The sequence below is a fragment of the Undibacterium sp. 5I1 genome (assembly GCF_034314085.1).
Classification (GTDB): Bacteria; Pseudomonadota; Gammaproteobacteria; order Burkholderiales; family Burkholderiaceae_D; genus Undibacterium.
In genome coordinates, this window is the sequence record NZ_JAVIWI010000001.1 from 3,878,687 (window position 1) to 3,903,443 (window position 24,757).

Below are 24,757 nucleotides of genomic sequence, written 5' to 3' on the forward strand. Positions count from 1 at the left end.
TTTTAGCTGATAAATTAAAGTGGTGTACTAAGCATTTTTGGGTTGCTAAGTATAACCTCTTAGTCTCGGCATTCACTAGTGTTTGGTGCTGGCAATTAATTCAAGGTTTTATTATTTGTGTGATAGCCCAAGTTCGGTTGATATTTTAACACTGTAGTCATTTTAATGTTATCAATATATTATTTTTGTATTTGTTAAATCCTTGTTAAGTTACTGGTCTGAGTGAGCGGATGAGAATTTTATTTATATTTTAAGCAATCTCTGTAGATATATTTTTTTGTATGTAATAAAATTCGGTAAATTTTTTGCTTCATATTACTGTTTATTGCTCAGTTCCAATTCGTGTTGGATTTGAGTTTTTGGCGATTTGCCCGGCCATTTTCAGGGCAAATATACACCAACACTTATTGGTTAATGTCTAGGATCAGTTTAAACATGAAAAACTTAAATATTGGGGCCATTACTGCGCTCGCTTTGGTAATTATTTTGGGTGGATGTTCTGATCAAAAATCAGAAAAAACGGTAACAGCTTCGCAAGCTAGTGTTCCACAGCCGTCTATGCCCTCCGTTCAAATTTTGAAGTGGGGCCCGCAAAGTACGGTTGCAGGAACCACATTTTCAGCGCAGCCAAATGGAAATTCTGCAATTTGGTTCGAGCAACGAGGCATTGGCAATGCGGGAATGGTAGAAGTTTGGTTTGCTGATAAGAAATTGGAAGGCATGGCAATTACGCCTGATTCTGGAGGTTCTGCTGAAGTTCCTGCAGAATTGCTTAAAACCCCAGGGAAATTTCCAGTCTATTTAATTTTAAAGCCTGAAGGTAAGCGTGTGGAGATAGGGATTTTTGAGGTCACCGCAAGTTAATAACGCAATTTATTTAATCTAGTTGTTAAGATTAATGGGCTAGACAAACTGCAATTATTTGCCTAGGACTATTTGCAGCGAGTCTGCTCTCGACTAAGTAACTTAAAATGTCCATCTACAGATATCAATGCAAAAAATAGATACTAGTTCTACTTGCAATCAAGAAAGTAATTTTGCAGCAGTAGTTTGCTTAGCTCATATTTTACATCGATATATTTTTAATAAAGCTGTCAATATTTCCATTGACTTAAAATCTAATAGTTTGAATTAAATTGCTTATTTTTTTGCCGCTGCCTTGGCGCTGAGAAATGAAAGTGTATAAATGGAATCAATTTGAGATTATACTTAGCCCCTCATGAGTGAATTGAGGGGCTATTATCTTGCATTACAGAAAAACTATTGGGAATAAAAGTGATTAATGGATTGGTATTATGCTGAAGAAATTTCACAGGCGACATTTCCTGTTAAAAATTTTTTCAACTACTGTTTTTTCTTTGGAGTCGACGTCATTTGCTGCCACAACAAGGAGGTTATTTGACGCTAACTCACCTGCTGATGCTAGCAAGCTTTATGCCGAAAAAGATCCTATCGAGCCAAGTAATCAACTGTTGGTCGATACGCCAGAAATCAGCGCCGAGCCAGGAAGAATTTCGATACGCATTCGCAGTGAATTACCTGGTACAGATATGATGTTAATCATATCTCCGTCCATAGTGCCCCCAGTAATAGCTCAGTTCCTTATTCCAGTAGGAACTGAGGCTGATATTACCACTATGATTAAATTATCAGGAACGTCAAAAATCCAACTAGTAGTGCGGGCGGGAGGTAGACTGTATTCCGCACAAAAGGAAGTTAAGATTGCTATCCCTTTAAATACTAAGCTTTTGATGGAATAGCTATATGATAATGGTTAAATTTCAGCGACAGGATCAATATCTAGAGTTGTCTTTGGTTATAGACAATCCATTTCGCGATGACAGCTTATTGCAAGCAAAGTCAGGAAAAGTAAATTATCGTTTTTTTTTGCAAGAGTTAATTGTCAGTATAAATGACAGAACGTTATTTTCAGCTCAATTTAATCCTTCAATGGCAGCCCAGCCCTTGCTTAAGTTTAGAGCCAAGCATGTGTTGAAAAATGATGTAGTCAATGTAGCGTGGCAAGATAATTTAGGTAAATCCGGCTTAGAAAAATTTAAAGTCACCGTTTAACAGATCGCAAGACATGTCCATAACTCTGGCGCCTATTGGCACCCTTTTAGTTGCCAAAAATCTGGTTACTGAACAAGATGTTGATCGCGCTTTACAGCTTCAAACACAACTCGGTGCAAAGTTAGGACAGATATTAATCCGCATAGGTGCTATTTCTGAAGATAATTTATTGCCTGTGCTGGCACAACAGCTAGATATGCCCTTGCTGGACGAAATTTTATTGCCGACAACCGCCACGGTTGTTGAGGATGCCGCTCACTTGGGGCAGCTGAGCATAGATTGGTTGCTGGAACAAGAAACGGTCATCTGGGAAAATGCAGAGGGCGTTATTGAATGTGCCTCACCTCATCCGCTCAACAGTTTTGCTCGTGAAACTCTAGCAAACGCTTTTAATCACCATACTTTGCATTGGAGTTTTATTCGCTCCAGAGACGTAGAGCGAATTCGCAATATGTTGCGGTCAGATGCCATTTCTACTGCTTTTTCAGATGAAGTTGCACATTTGCGAGAGTTAGCCGAAGAAGCTCCCGTTATTGAGCTAGTCAATAATACTTGGGGTCAGGCAATTGATATCGGGGCTTCAGATATTCACATTGAGCCAGAAGAACACGGATTTGAAATTCGATTTCGAGTAGATGGTATTTTGAGTACCAAGATGGCATTTGGACGAGATCGCTTTGATGCCGTTGTATCTCGAATAAAATTAATTTCTGGTCTCGATATCGCCGAACGCCGCTTACCGCAAGATGGACGTATCAGTATTCGAGCGAGTGGTATCGACATTGATATCCGTGTATCTGTTATTCCTGGTGTTCATGGAGAATCGATAGTTCTGCGTTTGCTGCCTAAGGAGCGCAAAGATTTTAGCCTGAAGCGACTAGGTATGGAGGAGGATCATCTCAGTAAGTTCCGTCAATGGATTAAAGAGCCACATGGGATTGTGCTGGTTACAGGACCGACTGGCTCAGGTAAAAGTACCAGTTTATATGCCGCGTTAGCTGAAGCTAATGACAGGCAAAAAAAGATCATAACGGTTGAAGATCCGGTCGAATACAAGATGGACGGGATTACTCAAATCCAAACTCATGCCGATATCGACTACACATTTTCACGAGCGCTTAGAGCTATTTTGCGGCATGATCCAGACATTATCATGATTGGTGAAATCCGGGATCTTGAGACGGCAGAGATCGCGGTACAGTCCGCATTAACTGGTCATATGGTATTTTCTACATTGCACACCAATGATGCGATAGGGGCGTTTAACCGATTGATTGACATGGGCCTTGAGCCATTTCTAGTGGCCTCATCGCTGCGTGCGGTACAAGCACAACGTCTGGTGCGCCGTCTATGCTCTCATTGCGCGAAGCCGGTAAGTGATGAAGAAATGTTGCAATTGGCACCAGCAGAGTTCAGGTCTCAGTTATCGGATTTGAGTGAGCGTTTTCCAGATTTACTCTCTGCTACGGCAAGATGGCATCATGCCGTAGGCTGTCCGCAATGTCAGCAAACTGGTTATCGAGGCCGCGTGGGTATTTATGAGTTCGTAGAGGTCACGACTGAATTGCAAGCCGCCATTGTGCAGCGCATGCCAGCGCATGAAATCAATTTGCTGGCGCGTAAAAATGGGTATAGAAATTTAAGAGAAGACGGCTTCGTCAAGGCCAGAAACGGTATGACAACGATTGATGAAGTCATGCGTGTAACTGGACTCAGTAATCAGGTAGTTGCATAGTGGCTTATCGTTACGAAGCCAGCTCTGGTAGCGGCAAACTGGTTGAGGGGCAGATAGAAGCGCCGAGTGAAGCTGAGGCGATGCGTCTTCTAAAGCAACAAGGATTAACGCCTATTGCTCTCGAAGCAATCGCAACTACATTGGCTAAGCAGGCTAAAAATCGTCGTTCAGTTAGTGCGCAAGATAAAATATTGATGGTTCGGGAGCTGGCAACTCTTTTAGCCGCTGGCGTGCCATTGGCAGAAGCCATTCAATCAATGGGGGAGGCCTCCGGTGGCTCGCCAGTCGGCGTTGCCGCGACTAAGGTATATCAAGCTTTGCGCAGTGGCGGAAAACTTTCTACTGCGCTACTGGATAGCAGTATCGAGTTTCCAGATTACTTGATTCAATTGGTCTCTGCCGGAGAAATGACGGGCAAACTGGCTAGCTCCTTGCATCATGCAGCAGACCAGATGGAGTACGAACAAAAAGTGCGCCAGGAGATGCGCAATGCATTAACTTACCCAGGCGTGCTCGTCAGCTCCGGTATTTTGGCTACCTTGTTGATTTTTATTGTTGTGGTTCCGAAGTTTGCGGGGTTGCTCAAAAATAGTAAGGGCAAGTTGCCAGAGATTTCGGTATGGGTGCTGCAAACGGGCTTATTCGTGAAAGACAATTTGCTCCTACTTGTTATTGTTGCTGGTGCTGCGATTGCTTTAGTCGTTAGCGTTTTGTCGCGCCCTGCGATTCGACAAAAGCTGTGGGATGGTCTGTCTCGCATGCCGCTAATTGGTTCATGGTTGGTAGAAACCGAGATAGGGCGTTGGGCTGGTATGTTATCTACGCTGCTTGAAAATAAAGTCCCTATCATCAAAGCGATGGAACTAGCACAAGGCGGCGTACAAATTAGCCTGTTAAAGCAGCAACTTGGACTCGCTGTAAAAGATTTAAAAGGCGGTAAATCTCTCGCCGATGCACTTGGTTTGCATAGGACATTGAACCCTATGGGCTTGAATCTTGTCAGAGTTGGCGAGCGCACGGGAGAGTTATCAACCACGCTAAAAACCTTATCTACCTTGCATACAAATGCTGGACATGAAAGGATGAAACACTTCTTGATTTTATTAGAACCTATTACCATCTTGCTGATAGGATCTGTCATAGGTTTGATCATGGCGGCGATTATGATGGCGATTACAAGTTTGAGCGATATTGCCGTCTAATTTTTCTCGTTTGCGGCTTTGACTACACATCAACGTTACTTATATTATTTACACATGAAATCACCTCGTTATTTATCTCGTAATTTAGGTTTTACTCTGATTGAGATGCTGGTTGTACTAGTGATTATTGGTTTGCTCGCTAGCTTGGTCGGACCTAAATTATTTGGAAAACTAGATTCCTCCAAAATTCAAACCGCACAAACGCAAGTCAAAATGCTCAAAGGTGCGTTAGAAACCATGCGCCTAGATATAGGTCGTTTCCCCACGCAAGCTGAGGGTTTGGCGTTGCTTAACACGCCTCCATCAGACGAAAAAGTCAAAAGCAAATGGAAGGGGCCATACTTAGAAGAAGACTTGCCTCCTGATCCGTGGGGAGCTCCTTATTTGTACGCCGTACCTGGTCCAAATGGTAAACCTTTTGCTTTGTACTCTTTAGGTCCCGATGCTAATCAAAACGGCGAAGGCGCAATTGGCATCGTCCCTGCCAGCGAAAATGCTAATAAAGCGCAATAATTCTACCCTCCGGTCTGAGTCAGGTTTTACTCTGCTAGAGTTGTTAGTTGTACTTGCAATGATGGGCTTGCTGGGATCGATCGCAGTGCCTGCATTGGGTAAATTGCTGGATCGCATGCGCTACCGAGGTGAAAGAGAGAGCGTACTCGCACAACTGAGCAGCCTTAGCTATCGAAGTTATTTATTAGCGCAAGATTACACACTCCAAACTGATGCCAGAAATGGTATTGGTTATGACAAACTCAACGATGGTAGCAACGCAGTGGATTTACCAAAAGGATGGTCATTGAGTGTACCTACTCCGATCCACTACCAATTTAACGGCTATTGTTTGGGTGGTGTTGTAGTGATTAACTCACCCGACAACCCACCGGAATCAGTCAGACTAATTGCGCCGGTATGTGGGGTCGCAAATGAATAGGCAGCAGCAAGGATTCACTTTACTAGAAGCTATCGTCGCTCTTGCTTTGGTCGGTACCATCGGAATGACCTTATTCGCCTGGATCAATACCAGTATCATCTCACTTGGAAAAATTCAGGCAAGTAATGCCCGCAATGACGCTACCGCCAACGTAATCAATTACATGCAAGCCGTCAATCCCATGCTAAATCCTGATGGAGGCGCCGAATTTGGTGCTTACAGGATTAGTTGGAAGTCACAGGTATTCGGCCCTGTTGCAGACAACGTTGGGTACCCTATCGGTATAGGACTTTATAAAGTTGGACTGTATGATGTAGAGGTCAAGGCGCAGACAGCAGACGATCCATCATGGTTTACATTACATCTAAAGCTTTCAGGATATAAAAAAGTACGTGAAAAAGCCAATCTATTTTAAACATCGGCGTGGATTTACGATTCTCGAAATGATAGTAGTAATCGCATTAACCAGCATGATAGTAATGATATTGTTGCAAGCCTTGCAGCATGTCATGGGCTTACATTATCGCTTTGGTCTGGAGTTTGATCGCAACCGGCAAGAGGCAATGCGCCAGTCTTGGCTGAGTCAGATGATAGAGGGGCTTCAGCCCGACGTTGCAGATGGGGTCAATCAATTCAAGGGTGATCAACGTGAGTTAAAAGGATTAACCAACTCTGCTTTTACACAACATTATGGTGCCCCCACGCCCTTTGCACTAAGGCTCCGTTACCAATCCGATCAGAACCGCACAATTATCGAGTACCGAGAGGCCAACAAAGAAGATAAAGTAATTACTTTATTTAGCTGGACTGGGCGCAGAGGGAGTTTTATTTATCTCGATAAAAAACAGCAAGCACACGATACGTGGCCTCCAGAACTGGATCACAGCCAACAAATCCCTAACAGTATCCAATTAGAGACAGATCGGGACGGTCACCCTTGGGTTCTTGCCCTAAAGCCAGCTGGTCCTGTCAATCCTATGCCCGATCCAAGCAAAATATTTGCGGATGTAATGCAATGAAAAGACAAAATGGTTTTGTGCTAGTCGCTACGCTCTGGATTTTGGCAACCATAACGATCGCAGCCGCTTATTTTGCACAACGCATTGCTAACTCCATTGAATTAGCCCAGCAGTATGATCAGCATATTAAGAGTCGTATTGCCTGTAGTGATAGTAAGTCTGAAATCACGTATTTAATGTCAACTCGCAATTTCAGTCTTTTTGGACTAGGTGATGTTAATACCCATTTTTCCTTAGATAATCGTCCTTATAAAATGGAAGGGGATTGTATTGCACGTCTGCAAGATACGAGAGGACTGTACCCAATTAACGGTATTTCGCGTGAAGCACTTGGGATATTGTTGACTGAAAGAAAAGTACCTGTGGCTGCTTACGATCAGTTGTATGACACTTTAATGGATTATATTGCCCCCAATCCCCAGCTCCACCGACTAAATGGCGTCACTTTACAAGATTATCAAAATGCAGGATTACCCAAACCGTTTGGTCGCCCCTTGATTACTCCTGATCAACTGCGTAATGTGTATGGTTGGTCAGCACAGAAAAGTTTATGGGAGGGAGATACTCCATTTACGGATTCGATTACAACAGCTCTTAACGTTGGAATGAATCCTAATACCGCCCCCATATCGGTATTGATGACATTGCCAGGGATTACTTTGCCAGGTGCAGAACTAATCGTTAAATACCGCGCGATAGAATTAATACAAGGGGAGACACAGCTTGCCCAGTTGGCAGGCTTAGATCCGCAAAAACTAGTCCTAAAAATTTTAGCCTTACCCTCAGACACAACACGTGTAAGTTTAGGAACTAGCAGTCAGGCGACTTCCATCAGATATAATATAAAGCTAACCCCAGATGCGTCCGAAGCTCCATGGCGCATTGATTATTACTATTCAATTTCACAACGGATAACCCAAAAAAACGATGACGCAATACCGTCAAATCCTTTCGAACTTGAGAAGGCGCCTCCCCCCCCAGCGAAGGCTGCTCTTAACTTCTAAAGCGCCGCAAGACAAACCAGGTAATACCTTTTTGCCTAGGCAGATTGTTATTGGGCGCTCCTTTTGTCGTTTTTCAAGATTTGATCTCAAGACGATTCCGCCGAAACGTCGTCAACAAGCCTTGCAGCTGCAACTTAAGCAATGGGCGCCTTTTGCTAGACCAGAATTTGCCATCATATTTGAGCAAAACGCTGCGCTGGTGTGGTGCTGGGATGCCGCATGGCTTGCGCAACAGCGTCAAGAACTGCCTAAACTATGGATGCAAGCCCAAGCGATACCTGAGTCTGCACTCTATCCCTTGCAAGAGAGTGGCGTCAGATTAGTCAAATGTTTTGATGGCGCAGAGGCACAATGTTGGCAAGACAAGCAACTGATTGGTAGTCGCTGGTGGCCACAAACGCCTGTCCTTGATGACTACGTTAATTTTTGTCGCGAAGTGGGTTATACCGTCGCTGGTCTTGAAAAACTTCCCGCCATTCAATCTTTGTCCATACAAGCCCAGCCATGGGAGCCAGTTATATCTGGCGGTGGCCTCACTGGCGGCAGTCCGGCGATTGAACAATGGCTCTATGCAGTCTTATTTTTATGTGTTGCGTTCCCCTATGGGTGGTACACGTTGCGCCAGCAGCAAATCAGCAATGCGATTGAGCAAAATCGGCAAGAGCTGAGCAAACTGACTGGTCAAGCTAATAGTTTGATACAAGCCAGAGAAAAAGCACTTAAAGCAATCGAAGAGATAAAAACTCGGCAGCAACTTGATCCTTACCCGTCGCAATTGGATCTAATGTCCGCAGTGGCAGAGACTCTGCCAACTGATACACGTATACGCGAATGGGAGTTTCAGGAAGGCAAATTACGCATCGTCATCATGCCGGGATTGGAAGTTCCCTCACGTGCCGACATCACCAAAGCATTGCTAAATACAGGGCGTTTTATAGAGGTGCAAAATTTGCTGGCGCGAGATCAAAAAAGTCTCGCTTTTCGAATGACTGTTTTACCGAAGCCGGGTGTTGTTTTGCCTCAAGATAATCTCTCTACAGACGGGAAGGGAAAAAATGGCTGACAGCTTGCAGACTCAGCTAGCGGCAAATCCGCGTTTGCGGATTGGTTTAGCAATAGTACTTGGCATACTTGGTACTTACCTCGTTTTAGACAAGGCAGAACAGGTCGATAAAAAACAAAAGGAATATCGCCGCCTCAGTATTAGTTTGGAACAAACGCGCCAACAAGCCACAGATATTGCATGGGTCTCCAGAGCAAAAGCGGCTAGTGACGCACTGATGGAATATCGTCAACGTGACTGGACCGACAGCAGTAACGGCCTTATTCAGTCCAAATGGAATGACGCTTTACAACTCATACTGGCGCAAGAAAAAGCCGTTAATTCTTCAGTCACAATGTCTGATAATTTAAGTGACAACAACACCCTCAATAAGACTGAAGATGGTCAATTTTTTATTCCCGGCGTCATACCGATTAAGGCCAAACTACGATTTGAGGTCACGCCAAAATCGCTCTACAGCGTTTTTCAGACACTGGATTCAGGGAAGCAAGGCATCATCGTCGATACTTTTTCTTACCTTTGGATAGGCACCTCAGGCAGAGCTGAGCTTAACCTCAAAGCACTTGCACGCGTGAGTCGCCCTGCTGACGATAAAGAGAAGTCAGCGTCAGATAATACAAGTGAGTCTGCAGTAAGCAAAACACTGGCTAGAGGAGCATAAGCATGTGGCAAAAGTTTCGTTGGACGATTATCGCCAGTATGTTGATTTTACTGCTCGGTATGATATTGATTAAATTATTGATGCCGCCATTGCCTGTAGTCAAATTACCCAAAAATCAAAATCAAGACTGGCAGATTGCTAGAGTTGGACAAGCAGATGCCAGTGCCACAATCTCACAACTCATCGGCAGAACTATTTGGGGTGAGTCCGCTGCAGGCGCTGCTTCCGGCAATGATAAGCCGTTGACGCCGCCAGACTGGCGTATCGCCGCCGTTATCAAGACGAGCAGTGCCAACCAGCTTGTGATTACTTTTAACGACAACCCCTCCAATTTACAGACGCTCAACGTGGGCGACAAGTTGCCCGGCGGTTATCCGATTGTAAGGATCGAACAAAACTGGATTGTTCTCTCCATTAACGGTAAGCAAGCCATGCTCGCTGTCGGACGAAACTAAAAAGGGAAGTATCTAATGCACTACTATTTAAAAAATGTAAATCGTCCTATGAGTAATGTCGTAGATTCCACCGCGGCTTCGCCTGATTTGCCGCGCTTTCAATTAAGATTGTTACCCGTATTGGTTTGCGTCACGCTTGCTGGCTGCTCTACATTTGACCCTATTTTGCAAGGTAAGCAGGCAAGCCCTATACCAGCGCCCTTATTACAAATGGCTGAAGATCAGAACGGCGTTCAAAACGGTATAACCGCTACCGAAGTGACCGGCAATCCATCTGATAAACCAGTTCGCGTCACCGTAAGCAAGACCCCAAAGCCGCCACTAGATATTAATAGCACCGCATTAAAAACCCAGCAGCCAGTCGTAGCCAATGAAAAAGCCGACATCACACTCGTGTTTGATCAAATCGCATTACCTGCATTCATTAATGCAGTATATGGCGTAGTGCTTAAAACCAATTTTAGTGTTGACCCCAAAGTGCTTGAGCGCAAAGACCTGGTCACTTTGCGTACATCCCGCGCCCAGACTCCAACGGAAGTGCTGCGCGCTGCGCAGATGCTGCTGAAAAGTTATGGCGTTACCGTCAATGACGTGGGCGGTTTCTATAGGATCGTCCCAGATAACGCTCAGCTCGGTTACTCGCCAGAGATACGTCGTGGACGAGCATTGCCAGACGTACCTATGGCGCTACGTCCAATATTCCAGTATGTAGAAATGAATGCGTTGCGTTCAGCCGAGATACGTGCTTGGTTAGCACAAATGTTTGGCACTCGTCTCCAGTTAACAGAAAGCGCACAAAATAACGCCCTTATGATTTCTGGCGAAACCGAAGATGTCCGCGCCGCATTAGAAGTAGTCAGAATCCTTGATCAGCCCCTCATGCGCGGTCGCACCAGTCAACGTATCAGTCCTACCTATTGGTCTGTTGATGATATTGCTAAAAAACTGGCTGAAGTACTAGCTGCAGAGGGTTATACGGTGCAAGTAGGTATGGGACAGGGTGGCGTAAGTACGCCGATTGTGCTGATCCCAATCGCCGCAAATAATGCACTAGTGATGTTCTCTGGTGATGAGGCTATTCTAAAGCATATGGCCGACTGGGTAACTGAGTTGGATCAGCCTACTAAGGCGCGCGGTAACAATGGGTACTTCACTTACGCCGTGCTCAACTTAGATGCCGATGAACTCGCAAAGACAGTGCAAGACCTGCTCGGTGGTGGTGTGGTTGCCGCTAGTCCAAGTGGCGCTACGGCAAAGACGGCAGCCAGAGTTGTCGTTCACAAGGCCACTAATACGCTGATTATCCAAGGTAGCGCAGATCAATATTCCCAGTGGATAGGCTTATTGCGCGAGCTCGACAAACCAGCCAAATCTGCCTTGATAGAGATGACTGTTGCAGAAGTTACTCTCAATGACAGCCTCAATCTCGGTATAGAATGGGCGATCAATCAGGGCAATACTGGCAACGGCACAAGCGGCGGTACCTTAGGCGGATTGGGTTTAGGCACAGGTGGACTCACTCTCAATTTTGTCAATGGCAATATTAAAGCCGCTCTTAATGCTTTAGCCACCAATGATAGAGCGCAAATTTTATCTAGCCCTCGTGTGATGGCGCGCAATGGCGAGACTGCGACTATTTCTGTTGGCCAACAAGTCCCTATTCTGACCAGCCAAACTAGTAATTTGCTCACCACAGGTACGGCTGGTACCAGCACTACACAAACAATACAATATAAAGATACCGGGATTATTCTCAAGGTCAAACCGGTGATCCATGCCGGTGGCCGGATTGACGTTGATGTATCGCAAGAGGTGAGTGGTGCCAGTGTTACAACGACGGGCGTCAGCAGCTCTCCCACATTTAGCAATCGCAAAGTAGATACCAAACTTTCGATCCAGGATGGTGCAACCGTGATGTTGGGTGGCTTGATCTCAGAATCAAATGACAAGGGTAATGCAGGCATCCCCTTTGTCAAAGATATCCCACTGATCGGAGGTTTATTTCGCTCCCAGACGGGCAAAAACGTCAAAACAGAACTGATTGTCCTGATCACGCCCTATATTATTGAAGATGATCAGACTGCACAATCAGTTACGCAAGCATTCCGTACTCAGTTAGGGTCATGGACCACGCCCGCTAATGTGCCAACGCCACTACTTAAACCGGTTCGCCCACAACAGCTACCATTTAGTAGCAAAAATGAGACACTTGACAGCCCAAAAAATAATGAAAAAACAAGCAATATAAACAATATAAGTACGCCGCCTGAGCAGCAAGACCCAATGTCCAAGCCAGATCAGGCAACCAGTCCAAATGGACAGAATAATCCCCAAAATCAAAACGATTCCATTAATACTGCTCTTTCTAAAGGTACCGTAGTAACTGATCCCGCTATTATTGAGCAGATCCGCGCACTACAAAAGAGCAATAAGAAATAAAAAAAGCAACAGATGTAAACGTCCTGTCATAAACAGGATAAAAGTTGTATTTATTTTATAAATACTCGATCAGCTCTATTGCATATTGTTGTCAAAGTAGGTAAATTTGCGTCCGAAGGCGTTAATCTGCCATCACAAATTATGTCAAGTAATTTTTATCAAAAGCAGTGTCATGCGCTTGTAATAACGAATTACTTTGACATAACAATATTTTTTGTTATGCTACGTCGGTCTTTAAAGAAAGACGCAATTGCAATTGCAAATTAACTTTGTATACAAGGAAATAAAAATGAAACATTCTATGATGCGTGTTGCTGTTGCCGCTACGCTGGGTTTCTCAGCTCTGGCTGCGAACGCTGGTCAAATCGGTGTAAACGTTGGCTCAACATTGGCTGCCGAATACATCACATCAACAGTAGTTGTTGCTCAACCTACTATTACTTACCAAACAGCTAGTCTTATCAATGACGGTGCTGCTGTTCAAGTACACGTACGTTTTGGTTCTGGTTCTACAAAAGCAGCTGATGGCGGTGTGTTGCCAAATTCAGCAAAAGCAAATGCTGCTGCCAATCCTGCTGACGTAGCATTGTTTTTGAATGGTACAGCTTATCCAATCGCAAACTACACTCTGTCAGCAGCTACTGCAGATACAGATGGTTTGGGTTACTACTTCACGCTCACATCCAACGCTGGTACAGGTGGTGTTCCGGCCGGTACAGTAATCAACATGAATGGCGCTACTGCAAAAATCGCTAAATTGTCCGCAGCTTTGGGCGTTGGCGGCACAGTAACTACTACAGTTGGTTACACAGTGACTCCAGGTGATACATCTGGCGTAACTAGCTATGTAGAACCAGTTAGCACAGCAACATTGTTGACTTCATCCAAAGCATTGAGCCAAGCTACTATCAACTCAAACGCATTAGCAGCAGGTATTTACACAACAGCTGAAGCGAAAAAAGTTGACGTAAATAATGCAGTTAAGCAATTCATCGGTGCTAGCCCTGTTGCTGGTACTGCCGGTATTAACTTGGGTTCTACAAAGTTGGTTGTTAACACAGCGTTGAAAACACCAGCTGGCGCCAACGCCGCTGCTGCTGATTTCGGCACATCAGTATTCACTGCAACTGGTGATTTCTCCGCTGCTGCTGTTGCTGGTGTGTTCTTGGCATCTGATCAAGCTTGTACAACAAGTGTTGCTGCTGGTACAGTATCTACAGATAAGAAATCGGTTACTTTCGCTGCTATCACAAGTGCTGTTGCAACTGCAAACAACTACCTGTGCTACACAACGAATACTACGACTGTTCTGCCGTTCAATGTTCAGTACGCAATCGGTGGAGCAACTGTAGCTGCAAACGGTGCAACTACAAATGCATCAACACAAACTGGTGCTAATACCTACTTGTTGACATCTAACGGTGCTGCTGTTTATGTACCAAGTTTTGTTGTTACTGGTTCGTCAGTGAATGACTACAATACTTACCTGCGTATTTACAACACTGGTAGTTTGACTGCTCCGGTTTCTGTACAGGCGATCAATCCAGCAGGCATTATTGTTGGTACTGCTCTCGTTTCTTCAATGGGCGTAAATGGTACAGTAGCTTCAGGCGGTTCAGTCATTGTTGGTGGCAGTGCTGTTTCTGCTGCATTAGGCCTGACTTCCGGTGTTTGGTACACTCTGTTGGTAACTGCTCCGACAACACAATTGTCAGTTCAGCCTTTGATGGTCAATCCAGGTTCAGGTGTTATCAGTAACATCGGTGGTATCAATGGTTTGAACAACGGCAATAGCGCGCAGAACTAATCAACCCAGTTTGGTTGAAATAAAAAGGCGGCGTAAGCCGCCTTTTTTAATTAAAAGATTACAAGTTTCAATAAATCAAAACTGAGAATTCGATCGTGTCTAAACAGCCATACCCGTCTGATGGAAAAATTTCTGTAGTGATCCCTTGCTACCGCGTGACTCGTCATATATTAGATGTTTTATCCCATATTGGATCTGAAATAACACGTATTTACGTGGTTGATGATCAATGCCCAGATAAGTCTGGTGATTTCGTTGAGGCAAATAATACTGATCCGCGTGTGATCGTTTTGCGTAACCCACACAATCTGGGCGTTGGCGGTGCCGTCATGACGGGATATCGAGCTGCTATTGCTGATGGCATGGATGTGATTGTGAAAATTGACGGTGATGGGCAAATGGATCCCGCTCTTATCCCACAATTTGTTGGGCCAATTTTGGTGGGGGAGGCAGATTACACTAAAGGTAATCGATTTTTCAATTTAGATAAAATCCGTAGTATGCCTAAAATGCGTCTATTTGGTAATGCGGTATTGTCTTTAATGACAAAGTTATCTTCTGGATATTGGAATTTATTTGATCCAACTAATGGTTATACCGCTATTCATGCCGGTGTTGCACGTCAATTACCTATGGATAAAATCAGCAGCAGATATTTTTTCGAGACAGATATCTTATTTCGTTTAAATTTACAGCGAGCAGTAGTAGTTGATGTACCAATGGATGCTCGTTATGGTGATGAAGTTAGTAACTTAAAGATATCCAAGATTATTGGTGAGTTTTTAATCAAGCATGCCAGGAATTTCTGTAAACGAATTTTTTACAATTACTATTTACGCGATTTAGCGATAGCATCTCTGGAACTGCCATTAGGGTTATTGCTGTTGTCGTTTGGTACAGTTTATGGTTGCTGGCACTGGTTTCTGTCTGCTAACGAGGATTTACTTACCCCTCCAGGCACAGTAATGTTGTCAGCTTTGCCCATATTGATGGGTTTGCAATTTATATTGGCATTTTTAGCCTATGACATTGCTGCTGTACCAACTCGGCCGCAACATAGAAAGTATTCATTACACAGAGCTTATGTTGACGCAGATAAAAGTGAGTAAACAGTTTTTGGTGTACCTCACTGGCGGTGTTATCTGTGCAGTATTAGACATTGGCATCATGCAGGGCCTAATCTGGTTTGAGCTCAACTACATCCTTGCCACAACGGCAGGATTTTTTTTAAGTTTTTTAGTTAATTACATTTTTCATGCTAATTTAACTTTCAAATCAATTACAACGCCTACGTCGTTTATAAAATTTTCAGCGGTCGTTTGTATTAACTATGCAATTACTTTGAGTTTTGTGTTTATTGCATACACTTTTTTTAACTATGCGTTGGTTGGTAAAATAATATCTTTGCCAGTTATCGCGATTAATGGATTTTTTCTAGGCAAGTTATGGGTTTTCAAGTGAAGCAAATTTATGTAACTCCAGAGATAAACATAAGCCAACTGCCAAAGCATAGATATCTGATGTGGATGATAACTGCCATGTTAACGTGTGCAGCTATTGCTGGCACTTTCGGGACAAACTGGTGGGGCGAATCTGTGTGGAATTTTCAAACGAATAGGGATCAATTTCTATTATTTGTAGTTGTTAGTTATTGTTTGTATTTTCTGCTATCTCGCTGTGGGCTCACAATTTTTGCTTTACTTGGGTTACCTTTTGCATTTTATGTAGCTTCTGCGGGTCTTGGCCCAGTCGTCGCAGTTATTTGGTTTTGGTGCTGCGCAAACATAGTTGGGCGTATGTCTACTGTTTGGATCGCTCGATTTTCAGGGCTTGAGTTGTCAACAGAAAGTTCTACTTGGGACTTACGCAACACTGCTATCGGATTTTGCTTACTTGGAACTTTGATTGCATTATTAGCGCACTTCCCTGTTTGTACACCCTTAGTATTTTTCACCCTTTTTTCTGGTTTCGCCGTCGCCGCATCGTATTTTTTGATGTCTCAAGGAAAGCTTTCTCCACCTAAACTTCCTTGCTTTTTTCGTAAAGTCGAATGGAAAGAAAGTATTCTAGTCGCCATGCTAATGCTTGGCGTCACTATCGTCATCATGGTGACAATTTTGCCTGACTTGGGTCATGATGCTTTATCTTTTCATTTAAATATCCCTGTACGAATGTTAGATGCTGGTTTGTGGAATTTTGACGTCAAAGAATATGTATGGTCTGTAATGCCTTTTGGCGCCGATTGGTTGTATGTCCCACCTTATTTTTTTGGTGGAGAGCAAGCAGTGCGTCTGATGAACACATCTTTCTTATTGGCTACTGGATATCTTGGATATAGGCTATTAGCTGGCCGACTCGATGCCTTACTCGCAATGGGTGTTCCAGCGATCTTATTTACTTTACCGATATCGTTGTTGGAGGTCGGTTCTGCTTACATAGAAGCGCCACTGACTTTCTTTTTTATGATCGCATTATGTGAAATTGCAGGTGGTGAATATAAAACTATTCGCCAAAAGGGAAGCTGGATCATTTTAGGAATTCTTGCGGGTTATATTTGTGCAATTAAGTTGCCTGGTTTTTTAATAGTACCTTTTTTAGCTTTGGGCGCCTTATTACGTTCTGTAGAAGATAAATTTGAAGTTTTCCGTTTTAAATTTATTTTAACTAGTGGTATTGCATTTCTTATTTTTTGTTCTCCTCCTTACGCTGTAGCTTGGTTTAAAACGGGTAACCCAGTATTTCCTTTTTTTAACCAAATATTTAATTCGCCTTACTTTGATACGCAAACTTCTTTTACTAATAGTCACTTTGTAAGAAGCATTGGATTACAAACTTTTTGGGATATGAGCGTCAGTTCCAAAGATTTTGGTGAGTTTTCGGCTAATGGCGCATTGGGAATTGTATTTTTGGTTTTTATACCTTTATCTATATTATTGGCTGTGAAATTAAAACGTTGGGCTATTTTATTCACAGGAGTATCCGCAATTGCTTATATTGGGTTGTGTTTTCATAACCAAGCATATTTGAGATATGCTTTTCCGGTAATGCCTTGGTTGTTATGCAGTGGTGTTTGGGCTCTGTATAGTGCTGTCAATTTGCGCGGCGTGCTCGTTGGACTTTTAGTGATTTTTTGTTCTTTCAATTTGGCTCGTTTTCCAGTCGTATATTGGCCTTTTCAGCAATTTAAAACAGATTTATTATGGAGTCGTTCTGCCCAAGAAGGACTATTTGCGCGTAGTAAGCCGCAAGCGATTGCTGGTGATATTCTGTCCAAGCTAGATCAATATAAAGGTCGTAAAATATTGATTTTAGATGCGACTTCTGACATTGATCCAACATACAATCACTACCCAAAAGGTACGATTGCTGCGTCTTGGCACTCGTGGCCATATTATGCAAAAAGTACGAGTGATATTAATTTAGCGAATTCTTTAGCTCGTTCTGGTGTGGAGATTATTGTGTACGCTGTTGGCCGAGGTTATCAATTTGAGGCAGAGGCGATTGCGCTTACTACTGAATTATTTAGGGTGAACGATATTCGAGTCGGCCTAGTTAATCAGATTGAATTAAGTAAATTATTTAAAAAAGAATTTATTAGTAACCCAGATTTTTCTAATGGCGCTGACGGTTGGACCTCTAATGGCGCTTTATTTAAAGACGAAAAATTTTATGCCAGCGTCGGTTCCCCTGTTACACAAGCAGTTGATGTCGGATCTGTTGATGTGGTGGCGCTGACAGTTCAAGCAAAATGTGACAAAAGCCAGCGTTTCCGCACCCAGATTAACTGGAACGACACAAACGGGAAAATGCTTTCAACGGATATAAAAGTACATGATTGCAATGGTGGCTTAACGACTGCAACACGGCTTGTGATTAAGCCAGAACGTGCCAAAATAGCCATTGTTTATGGCGGCTCACATGATGCCCGCCCTGTAGAGATTAATAGAATATCAGTTACTGGATTAAACTAACTTACTTTGATTCAACTCAATAGTATATCTTCAACTTGTAGCAAAGTTTGCCGCGATTTTGATCACACAGTGAGACCGCTTATTTTAAGTGCCAAGTTGATTGACTAATGGTGGATTTAATAAATACGGCTTATGCAAAACCGTATTAGTTGTGTTGTAGGTCTTAGTCCGACTACACAACTGCCTTCGTTGTTATGTCTTGTCAGACTACTTTTGAGTAAAAAAGTTAATTAATTACTTAAAAATTAATTTAAACAAAAAATTTTCGGAAAAATATGGGGACCATAAAACTTATCCTTGCTCTTAGCGTGCTGTTTTCACACATTGGAAATTTTGAAGGCATGCATTTATTTCCTGCTGAGGTAGCAGTTAACTGTTTTTTTATTATTTCTGGCTTTTATATGACGCTTGGATTAAGCGAACGCTACCTAACACCTGATACAAATTATCAGTTTTACCTAGGCCGTTTTTTCCGGATATGGCCAACCTATTTTATTTCTCTATTGATATTAATGCCTTGGGGATCGTTAAGGCGATCAATTCTTCTCATGATGGATTTACCACTGCCCATGGAAGCTCTTGCTCTGTTTTCTAACTTTACCATGTTTGGCCTTGATATCCTTACTCACATTAGCGGGGTCGATGGACATGTAGTTTTTTCGGAGTATGGTATCGATCCAAATCAAAACGGAGCGAAGTTTATTCTAAATACTTCTGCTTGGTCTCTTTCTTTAGAATTGCTATTTTATTTAATAGCCCCATTTGTCGTCAGAAGTTTTAAAAAGTCACTAATTTTTATTACAATTGGTTTAGCGTATTGTTTTTATATTAAACATATCAATACAACCTTACCAGATAAATACCGCACGGATATTTATTTCCCAAACGCCATGGCGTATTTTGGGTTAGGTATTTTAGGTTATTGGTTGAATCGTCTCTATCCAATCAGCCGCCCAAAAAATTGGGGTTATTACTTCTCGCTTGCTGGTGTAGCGTTCATATCGTTATGGGTGAGTCCAGTTATTTTTGTTGGTTTCATAACGTTAGCTATCTTTTCAAGACTGCTATTTGACTTGTCAAAAAAAAGCAAAATAGACAAATTCTTAGGTGATTTGGCTTTTCCAATTTACATACTTCAGATCCCAGTTGGGGCAATGGTTCGTGCCATTGGAGTTTTAGAATTAAACACGTTTTCATATTTTATAGCGACGATAACAATCTCATTAATCGTCTTATTAGTTGTTGAAAGACCCATAGAGAAACTCAGAGTAAGATTATATCGCGGTAAGAAACGCGCCGATAGTAATGACCATGCGGTTGAAAATATGCATTCGTTACAGCCTCAAGCAGGCTCAGTTGGTATTTAAATCAGGTTAGTTTGCTTGCGCAAGCTACTGATTTTGAAGCAAAAGCCAAATTACATATATATATATGCAAATAATAAAAAACGAAGATAAAAATGAAACGGTTTGCAAAAAGTTTGATATTAAGTGGTTCTCAGCTTTGGCTGCCGAATACATCAAACCCGATGAACTCCTTGACCAAGGCAATTTTTACATAAAAGCAGGCCTGATCGTTGACTATGCAGTAATATAAATATCTAGGTTTTTGATATTGGTTTTAAAAAAACCACTAATGTCGGCGCAGTGCTAATTCTTTGAGGTTACTACCCTATTTTCACGTTATCTTATTTCCGGTATTGCTTTTCAGTACCGGAAATAAGCTCCCTGTTAGTAAGAGAACATACAAAAAGCCGCTCTAGCTGCGTTGCTGCGAGTAGTCTTCCTAAAACTGTCATCGTTTCTGTACCTCGCTGGGACAATCTGCGTAAGGTCTAATTGAATATTAGTTATCTGTCGTGATTGATATAAGCGGTCTTGCTAACATTATTGATGCAAATTGTATAAGTGGCGGTACTAGGGCCTACTAACATTTAAGGAAATGTGTTTACATTCGGTATTTGAAAAATAGGATACCTTGAATGAGCATGATGATAAAGATTTTGAGAGACGATCATTGGATGAAGTAGGCTGCTTTGCTACAAGGAAAAGACGGAGATAGAGGGCGTACAGGCCTAAATAATCGACTATATTTGGAAGCGGTACTGTGGATAGTTCGAACTGGTTCGCCTTGGCGTGATTTAACGGTTGAATTGGGGAATTGGCATACCACCTATACGCGTTTTAAGAGTTGGGGCGAAGCGGGCGTTTGGGAAAAATTGGTCAATGCGATCAGCGGCGACTTGGACATGGAGGCATTGATGATTGACAGTACAGCAGTGCGAGTTCATCAGCACGCCGCAGGCACCCAAAAAAGGCGGTGCGCAAGCCATTGTCCGATCAAGAGGTGGTTTAACCTGCAAAATTCATGTCGCTGTTGACGCCTTGTGTAATCAGGTACGATGGATACTGACTGGCGGGGAAGTACATGACAGCACGCAACGCATTGCCCTGATTAAGGGCTTCGATGCCAAAGCCGTATTGGCAGATAAAGGTTATGACTCAAATGAGATTTTGTCCTATATTCAAGACCATCAGATGCAAGCAGTGATACCATCGAAAAGCAATCGCATCGAACAACGTCAATACGACAAACATTTGTACATAGAGAGAAATCTTGTTGAACGTTTTTTAGCAGAATCATTCACTTCAGACGGATTGCAACAAGATATGAAAAACTGGATAGAAATTTCCTCTCGTTTATCAACCTCGAGTTCGCTATCATCTGGCTGACTTAAATGTTAACATCCCCTAAAGCTATTAACTAATCAACCCAGTTTGCTTGAACAAAAAATGAGACGAATCTTTTTTTAAGACATGTTTTAAGATATCTTTGGCCATCCTCTCAGATGGAGTGGCGTTATGTAACGATGTGTACAAGCCCGAATGACCCCACCCTACTATTGATGATGCTAAGTATCTCTACTTTTAATCTAAGTTGCTTATTCTTATCTGTCGGTGTATTTTCGCTGAGTATTAATCCCGCGCTGAGCTCGACCCAGACAGTCATAGTAAATACTGCAATAAATCCTTCCGCAGCAATTATCCCCATTACCCCCATCATTAAGGCAAGGCTGGCAGCTGGCTCGCCAGTTACTATTGTCTTTTTTGGTGACAGCAATACTGCCGGCTGTGGCACATCAGATGCCTCGGGCGCTAAAACATTTCCGGCAGATATCGCCTTTGCCTTAGTTACCAATAAGAGGCAAAAAACATCAACAGGTGATATGCGTTGGGATAAAGATACCTTTGCCGGACAAGCGGTGGACGCTACTGTGTGCCGTGCTTATCAAGCGAGGCAAGTCACTTTAAAGCCGGGCGTAAATAGAAACCTAATTGTTAGAGATGGTGTCGGTGGCAATACAAGTAATGATTTGACTGCCCGGTTTGATGCGTCTATTACATGGTTGTCAAAACAATCAGTACAAAAAATTGACTTGATTGTGATCATGGCAGGCATCAATGACAGCATCGTCCAACGAGGGATAGCCCCGACGGCTTATGCCAACAATCTCCAAGTCTTGATCGATAAAATAAAAGCGGCAAAAAATAGCAATGGGCAAACCTTAATTAAAGAGACTTTGCTCGTCACCTCATTCTCAAACGGGTCGATGGTTGCCGGGTTGCCTGATGGTCAGGGACATCCTTTTAAAGTGATCAAAGATGAGGTTGCTTGTACAAATGCGATCAAGTCTAAGGCGCTTTACCCCAATACTGTCTGTGACTTACATTTGTATAATCAGCGTCTCGCTGGTGTTGCAGATAAAAATAAGCCAAATGTCTATTTTTTAGATGTTGCTGGCAATATACTGAACGGCTTGGGAGTGCATAACAATACGGCAGATGCGCTTGCGCAAAAAAATATTAAGCGTCTTCTGGCTGGCGATGATGTTTATCATCCAAATGACATCGGTTATCAGGCCATTGCAGACCAGATTGCTGAACATGCTTTGTCTCTGAAAAATAATGTCTCTCCTCCGGCTAACTTAGGCAACCTGGCGAGTGGAATTCGTCCAACAAAATAACAAGATGATTTCAAGTTCAGCTATGACAGTAACTACGCAAAATCAGGCAATTACCTCGGTTAATGCGCCCCTAAAATTGGCTGCCAACCGATGGACAGCGTTTGATGGTTTGCGTGGGATTATGGCTTTTTTCGTCTTCTTGGCGCATGTTAATTACGACGTGTTTCCGGGTCCTATCATATTCATGGACACCTTCTTTTTGATGAGCAGTTTTCTCATTACTAAGCTATTACTGAAAGATTGGAGTGTTACCGGGCGCATTAATTTTAAGAAATTTTATATACGCCGTGCTAAACGCTTATTCCCCGCCTTGTTGGCAGTGGTACTGTTGACTACGCTAGTAACTTATTTTTATTTTGGGCGCGGTTTTAAGCAAATGCTGCATGTAGTCGGTGCCTTGTTTTATTTTATGAACTGGCTGCGGGCGCTGGAAATACCTAGTGACTACTATCTTGGACATACCTGGTCGCTATCAATCGAAGAGCAATATTATATGGTGTGGCCAGTTTTGCTGGCACTTAGTTTACGTTCGTCTTGGTATGGTAAAAAACTAAGCTGGTGCTTAGTGGGGATAGTCATTTTTTGTGTAGCTTGGCGCTCTGCTATGGCGGTGAAGGGCTTCTCTGTTCCACGCCTGTACAACGGCACAGATATGCGTCTGGATAGCCTGGCATTAGGTGCTTTGTTAGCGATCAATTATGACGCTGCGTGGATGCAGCGATGGAATCGCTTATTCTCAAGGCCTTGGTTGGTCTGGCTGTTAATCATTACTTTATTAATTGGCATGCTGACAGTCGATTTCCGTCATAGGCAATGGTATATCTGGCAACAACCATGCTATGAATTTATATCATTGGCGCTGATTATCGGCTTGCTCCAAAATCCGCTGCAACTGGGTCTGAAATTTGTCTTCCAGAGCCGAGTGATCGTGTATCTTGGTACGATTTGTTATGGCATCTACCTTTGGCATTACCCCATTCTGCTGATGGGCGAGCAAATCCTCCATTTAAGCGATTTGTCTTTGGCGCTAGTGTGTGGTCCAGTGACGGTGATGCTCGCCAGCATCTCTTATTTCATTTTAGAGCGCCCTGTACTTCGGTCTAAGTAGTTAAGATTACACCTCGCTATCGCACCGACCTACATCAGTTTGACTGGTTTTGCAAAACTACAAACCGTCATTATGCCCATCCCGATAATGTAAAAATCTTGCAGGGTTACCAGCGACAATGGCAAAGGCAGGCACATCTTGAGTGACAACGCTGGCAGCGCCGACTACCGCGCCGCGTCCTATCGTCACACCTGGTAAGACGGTGGAACCGCCGCCTACCCAGGCACCGTCTTCTATTTTTACTTGGTTATAAGTTAATTCATTGCGATAAATAGATGGCTCTCCGCCATGTACAGCATGACCTGCGCTGAAGATGCGTACATGGGGGCCGATCAAGACCTCGTCACCGATCGTTAAGCCGCCTTCACCAGACAAGTAAGAGCCTACATTGACGATGCTGCGGTCGCCGATGTGTATTGATGCGTTAAGATTGATAGAGACATCGCCGACGACGAGTCGCACTCGGTCAAACAAGCTGACTGAGTCACCTAAAGTGATGATGTCACCTTCGCGGGCACCATGCCGGTATAAGGTCACGTCAGGGGCGATTTTGCAGCCGGGTTTTAGAACATCGATGCCGGGGAATTGGTCAACAGAGGGTGGAAGGCCAAGTACTAAAGACATAAAAGGTTACCTAGAAAATAGTTGCTTTTAGTTGTATTGAGGGAAATTCTGGGTCTTCTTTTTCACTAACGGACATAGCTTGAAAAAACAAACCAGCAAAACTTTGTTACTTTATAAATTGGTAAAGAACCCAAATAAACAAGAAAAGTCGAAGAGTGCGGCGCTGCAACACTACATAAAATTTATTAGAATTAATTTGATTTGTTGCTATAAAGTGATAGAATAAAGTCGTAATGGAGCATAATATCGTCTGGCAGGGTAACTTGCATCGTTGAACATTTTGATAATCTAATTTCATTTGCAGGTAGGAAATTAGAGCAGCAAAATATTAGCACTTTTTGTGCGAAAATATAAGCACTCGTGCTTGTTAAATCTAAAAGCCATAATTTAAAATCATTTGGAAAGTCCCGGTCTCGTGCTGATCATGACCGCTGTCGCTCCAAGTGACCAACTACACCCAAATTCAAATATTTTGAATTTGCGGTCTATGTTCTAACAACTCAATTACTTACTGTGCTTTTTTGAAGTGCCTAAGTATCTATAAGTTCCTTTCTCTCGCAATAATTCTCAGCAGTTTGTTTTGGTCAAAATCCCCCCGTCGGCTCGGCGGCGACCGCTATTATCTCAACTCAGCAGCA

General features: G+C 43.0%; 23 protein-coding genes and 1 pseudogene. 23 read left to right on the forward strand and 1 reads right to left on the reverse strand.

Features of this window, described 5'->3' with window-relative positions; all coding sequences use genetic code 11:
• Nucleotides 1-435 precede the first annotated feature (435 nt).
• From RGU72_RS16945 to RGU72_RS17055, 23 genes and pseudogenes are all read left to right on the forward strand, one after another.
• Nucleotides 436-864, forward strand: coding sequence for a hypothetical protein (locus RGU72_RS16945; RefSeq protein WP_322120854.1), 429 nt, complete (start codon nucleotides 436-438; stop codon nucleotides 862-864).
• 431 nt (nucleotides 865-1,295) lie between these two features.
• The gene (locus tag RGU72_RS16950; protein ID WP_322120855.1) at nucleotides 1,296-1,760 is read left to right on the forward strand and encodes a thiosulfate oxidation carrier protein SoxY; all 465 of its coding nucleotides are present in this window, start codon (nucleotides 1,296-1,298) and stop codon (nucleotides 1,758-1,760) included.
• 4 nt (nucleotides 1,761-1,764) lie between these two features.
• Nucleotides 1,765-2,073 carry a thiosulfate oxidation carrier complex protein SoxZ gene (locus tag RGU72_RS16955; protein ID WP_322120856.1) on the forward strand — a complete coding sequence of 103 codons (309 nt, stop codon included), beginning with the start codon at nucleotides 1,765-1,767 and terminating at the stop codon, nucleotides 2,071-2,073.
• A 13-nt stretch (nucleotides 2,074-2,086) separates the two neighbouring features.
• The gene (locus tag RGU72_RS16960) at nucleotides 2,087-3,808 is read left to right on the forward strand and encodes a GspE/PulE family protein (RefSeq protein ID WP_322120857.1); all 1,722 of its coding nucleotides are present in this window, start codon (nucleotides 2,087-2,089) and stop codon (nucleotides 3,806-3,808) included.
• The gene (locus RGU72_RS16965; RefSeq protein WP_322120858.1) at nucleotides 3,808-5,010 is read left to right on the forward strand and encodes a type II secretion system F family protein; all 1,203 of its coding nucleotides are present in this window, start codon (nucleotides 3,808-3,810) and stop codon (nucleotides 5,008-5,010) included. The genes RGU72_RS16960 and RGU72_RS16965 overlap by 1 nt, the downstream gene beginning before the upstream one ends.
• Before the next feature lie 54 nt (nucleotides 5,011-5,064).
• A complete protein-coding gene (gspG, locus tag RGU72_RS16970) occupies nucleotides 5,065-5,523 on the forward strand; it encodes a type II secretion system major pseudopilin GspG (RefSeq protein ID WP_322120859.1) in 459 nt (152 codons plus the stop codon).
• On the forward strand, nucleotides 5,504-5,944 hold the full coding sequence (locus RGU72_RS16975; RefSeq protein WP_322120860.1) for a type II secretion system protein: 441 nt from the start codon (nucleotides 5,504-5,506) through the stop codon (nucleotides 5,942-5,944). The genes gspG and RGU72_RS16975 overlap by 20 nt, the downstream gene beginning before the upstream one ends.
• Complete coding sequence (locus RGU72_RS16980; RefSeq protein WP_322120861.1) at nucleotides 5,937-6,359, forward strand: PulJ/GspJ family protein; 423 nt, start codon at nucleotides 5,937-5,939, stop codon at nucleotides 6,357-6,359. Before RGU72_RS16975 ends, RGU72_RS16980 begins: the two co-directional genes overlap by 8 nt.
• Nucleotides 6,337-6,963, forward strand: coding sequence for a type II secretion system protein (locus RGU72_RS16985; RefSeq protein WP_322120862.1), 627 nt, complete (start codon nucleotides 6,337-6,339; stop codon nucleotides 6,961-6,963). The genes RGU72_RS16980 and RGU72_RS16985 overlap by 23 nt, the downstream gene beginning before the upstream one ends.
• Entirely contained in the window at nucleotides 6,960-7,967 is a 1,008-nt protein-coding gene (locus RGU72_RS16990; protein WP_322120863.1) for a type II secretion system protein GspK, read from the forward strand. The genes RGU72_RS16985 and RGU72_RS16990 overlap by 4 nt, the downstream gene beginning before the upstream one ends.
• Nucleotides 7,968-8,088: 121 nt before the next feature.
• Nucleotides 8,089-9,030: a hypothetical protein gene (locus tag RGU72_RS16995; protein ID WP_322120864.1), complete on the forward strand. Its 942-nt coding sequence runs from the start codon at nucleotides 8,089-8,091 to the stop codon at nucleotides 9,028-9,030.
• Entirely contained in the window at nucleotides 9,023-9,691 is a 669-nt protein-coding gene (locus RGU72_RS17000) for a hypothetical protein (protein ID WP_322120865.1), read from the forward strand. Before RGU72_RS16995 ends, RGU72_RS17000 begins: the two co-directional genes overlap by 8 nt.
• Nucleotides 9,692-9,693: 2 nt before the next feature.
• Nucleotides 9,694-10,146 (forward strand): hypothetical protein, encoded by a 453-nt coding sequence (locus tag RGU72_RS17005; RefSeq protein ID WP_322120866.1) that lies wholly within the window; start codon nucleotides 9,694-9,696, stop codon nucleotides 10,144-10,146.
• Between the two features lie 48 nt (nucleotides 10,147-10,194).
• Nucleotides 10,195-12,585, forward strand: a complete 2,391-nt coding sequence (locus RGU72_RS17010; protein ID WP_322120867.1) for a secretin N-terminal domain-containing protein — start codon at nucleotides 10,195-10,197, stop codon at nucleotides 12,583-12,585.
• 250 nt (nucleotides 12,586-12,835) lie between these two features.
• Nucleotides 12,836-14,392, forward strand: coding sequence for a hypothetical protein (locus RGU72_RS17015; protein ID WP_322120868.1), 1,557 nt, complete (start codon nucleotides 12,836-12,838; stop codon nucleotides 14,390-14,392).
• A 95-nt stretch (nucleotides 14,393-14,487) separates the two neighbouring features.
• Nucleotides 14,488-15,501 (forward strand): glycosyltransferase, encoded by a 1,014-nt coding sequence (locus tag RGU72_RS17020; protein ID WP_322120869.1) that lies wholly within the window; start codon nucleotides 14,488-14,490, stop codon nucleotides 15,499-15,501.
• On the forward strand, nucleotides 15,494-15,853 hold the full coding sequence (locus RGU72_RS17025; protein ID WP_322120870.1) for a GtrA family protein: 360 nt from the start codon (nucleotides 15,494-15,496) through the stop codon (nucleotides 15,851-15,853). Before RGU72_RS17020 ends, RGU72_RS17025 begins: the two co-directional genes overlap by 8 nt.
• The gene (locus RGU72_RS17030) at nucleotides 15,838-18,363 is read left to right on the forward strand and encodes a hypothetical protein (protein WP_322120871.1); all 2,526 of its coding nucleotides are present in this window, start codon (nucleotides 15,838-15,840) and stop codon (nucleotides 18,361-18,363) included. The genes RGU72_RS17025 and RGU72_RS17030 overlap by 16 nt, the downstream gene beginning before the upstream one ends.
• A gap of 275 nt (nucleotides 18,364-18,638) precedes the next feature.
• A complete protein-coding gene (locus RGU72_RS17035) occupies nucleotides 18,639-19,730 on the forward strand; it encodes an acyltransferase (RefSeq protein ID WP_322120872.1) in 1,092 nt (363 codons plus the stop codon).
• A gap of 64 nt (nucleotides 19,731-19,794) precedes the next feature.
• Nucleotides 19,795-19,959: a hypothetical protein gene (locus RGU72_RS17040; RefSeq protein WP_322120873.1), complete on the forward strand. Its 165-nt coding sequence runs from the start codon at nucleotides 19,795-19,797 to the stop codon at nucleotides 19,957-19,959.
• 439 nt (nucleotides 19,960-20,398) lie between these two features.
• Nucleotides 20,399-21,100, forward strand: a pseudogene (locus tag RGU72_RS17045) (IS5 family transposase).
• Between the two features lie 132 nt (nucleotides 21,101-21,232).
• Nucleotides 21,233-22,387: an SGNH/GDSL hydrolase family protein gene (locus RGU72_RS17050; protein WP_322120874.1), complete on the forward strand. Its 1,155-nt coding sequence runs from the start codon at nucleotides 21,233-21,235 to the stop codon at nucleotides 22,385-22,387.
• Nucleotides 22,388-22,409: 22 nt separating this feature from the next.
• Nucleotides 22,410-23,495 carry an acyltransferase gene (locus RGU72_RS17055; RefSeq protein WP_322120875.1) on the forward strand — a complete coding sequence of 362 codons (1,086 nt, stop codon included), beginning with the start codon at nucleotides 22,410-22,412 and terminating at the stop codon, nucleotides 23,493-23,495.
• A 57-nt stretch (nucleotides 23,496-23,552) separates the two neighbouring features.
• Here the strand turns inward: RGU72_RS17055 and RGU72_RS17060 are convergent, their stop codons facing one another.
• Nucleotides 23,553-24,119 (reverse strand): acyltransferase, encoded by a 567-nt coding sequence (locus RGU72_RS17060; RefSeq protein ID WP_322120876.1) that lies wholly within the window; start codon nucleotides 24,117-24,119, stop codon nucleotides 23,553-23,555.
• Nucleotides 24,120-24,757 lie beyond the last annotated feature (638 nt).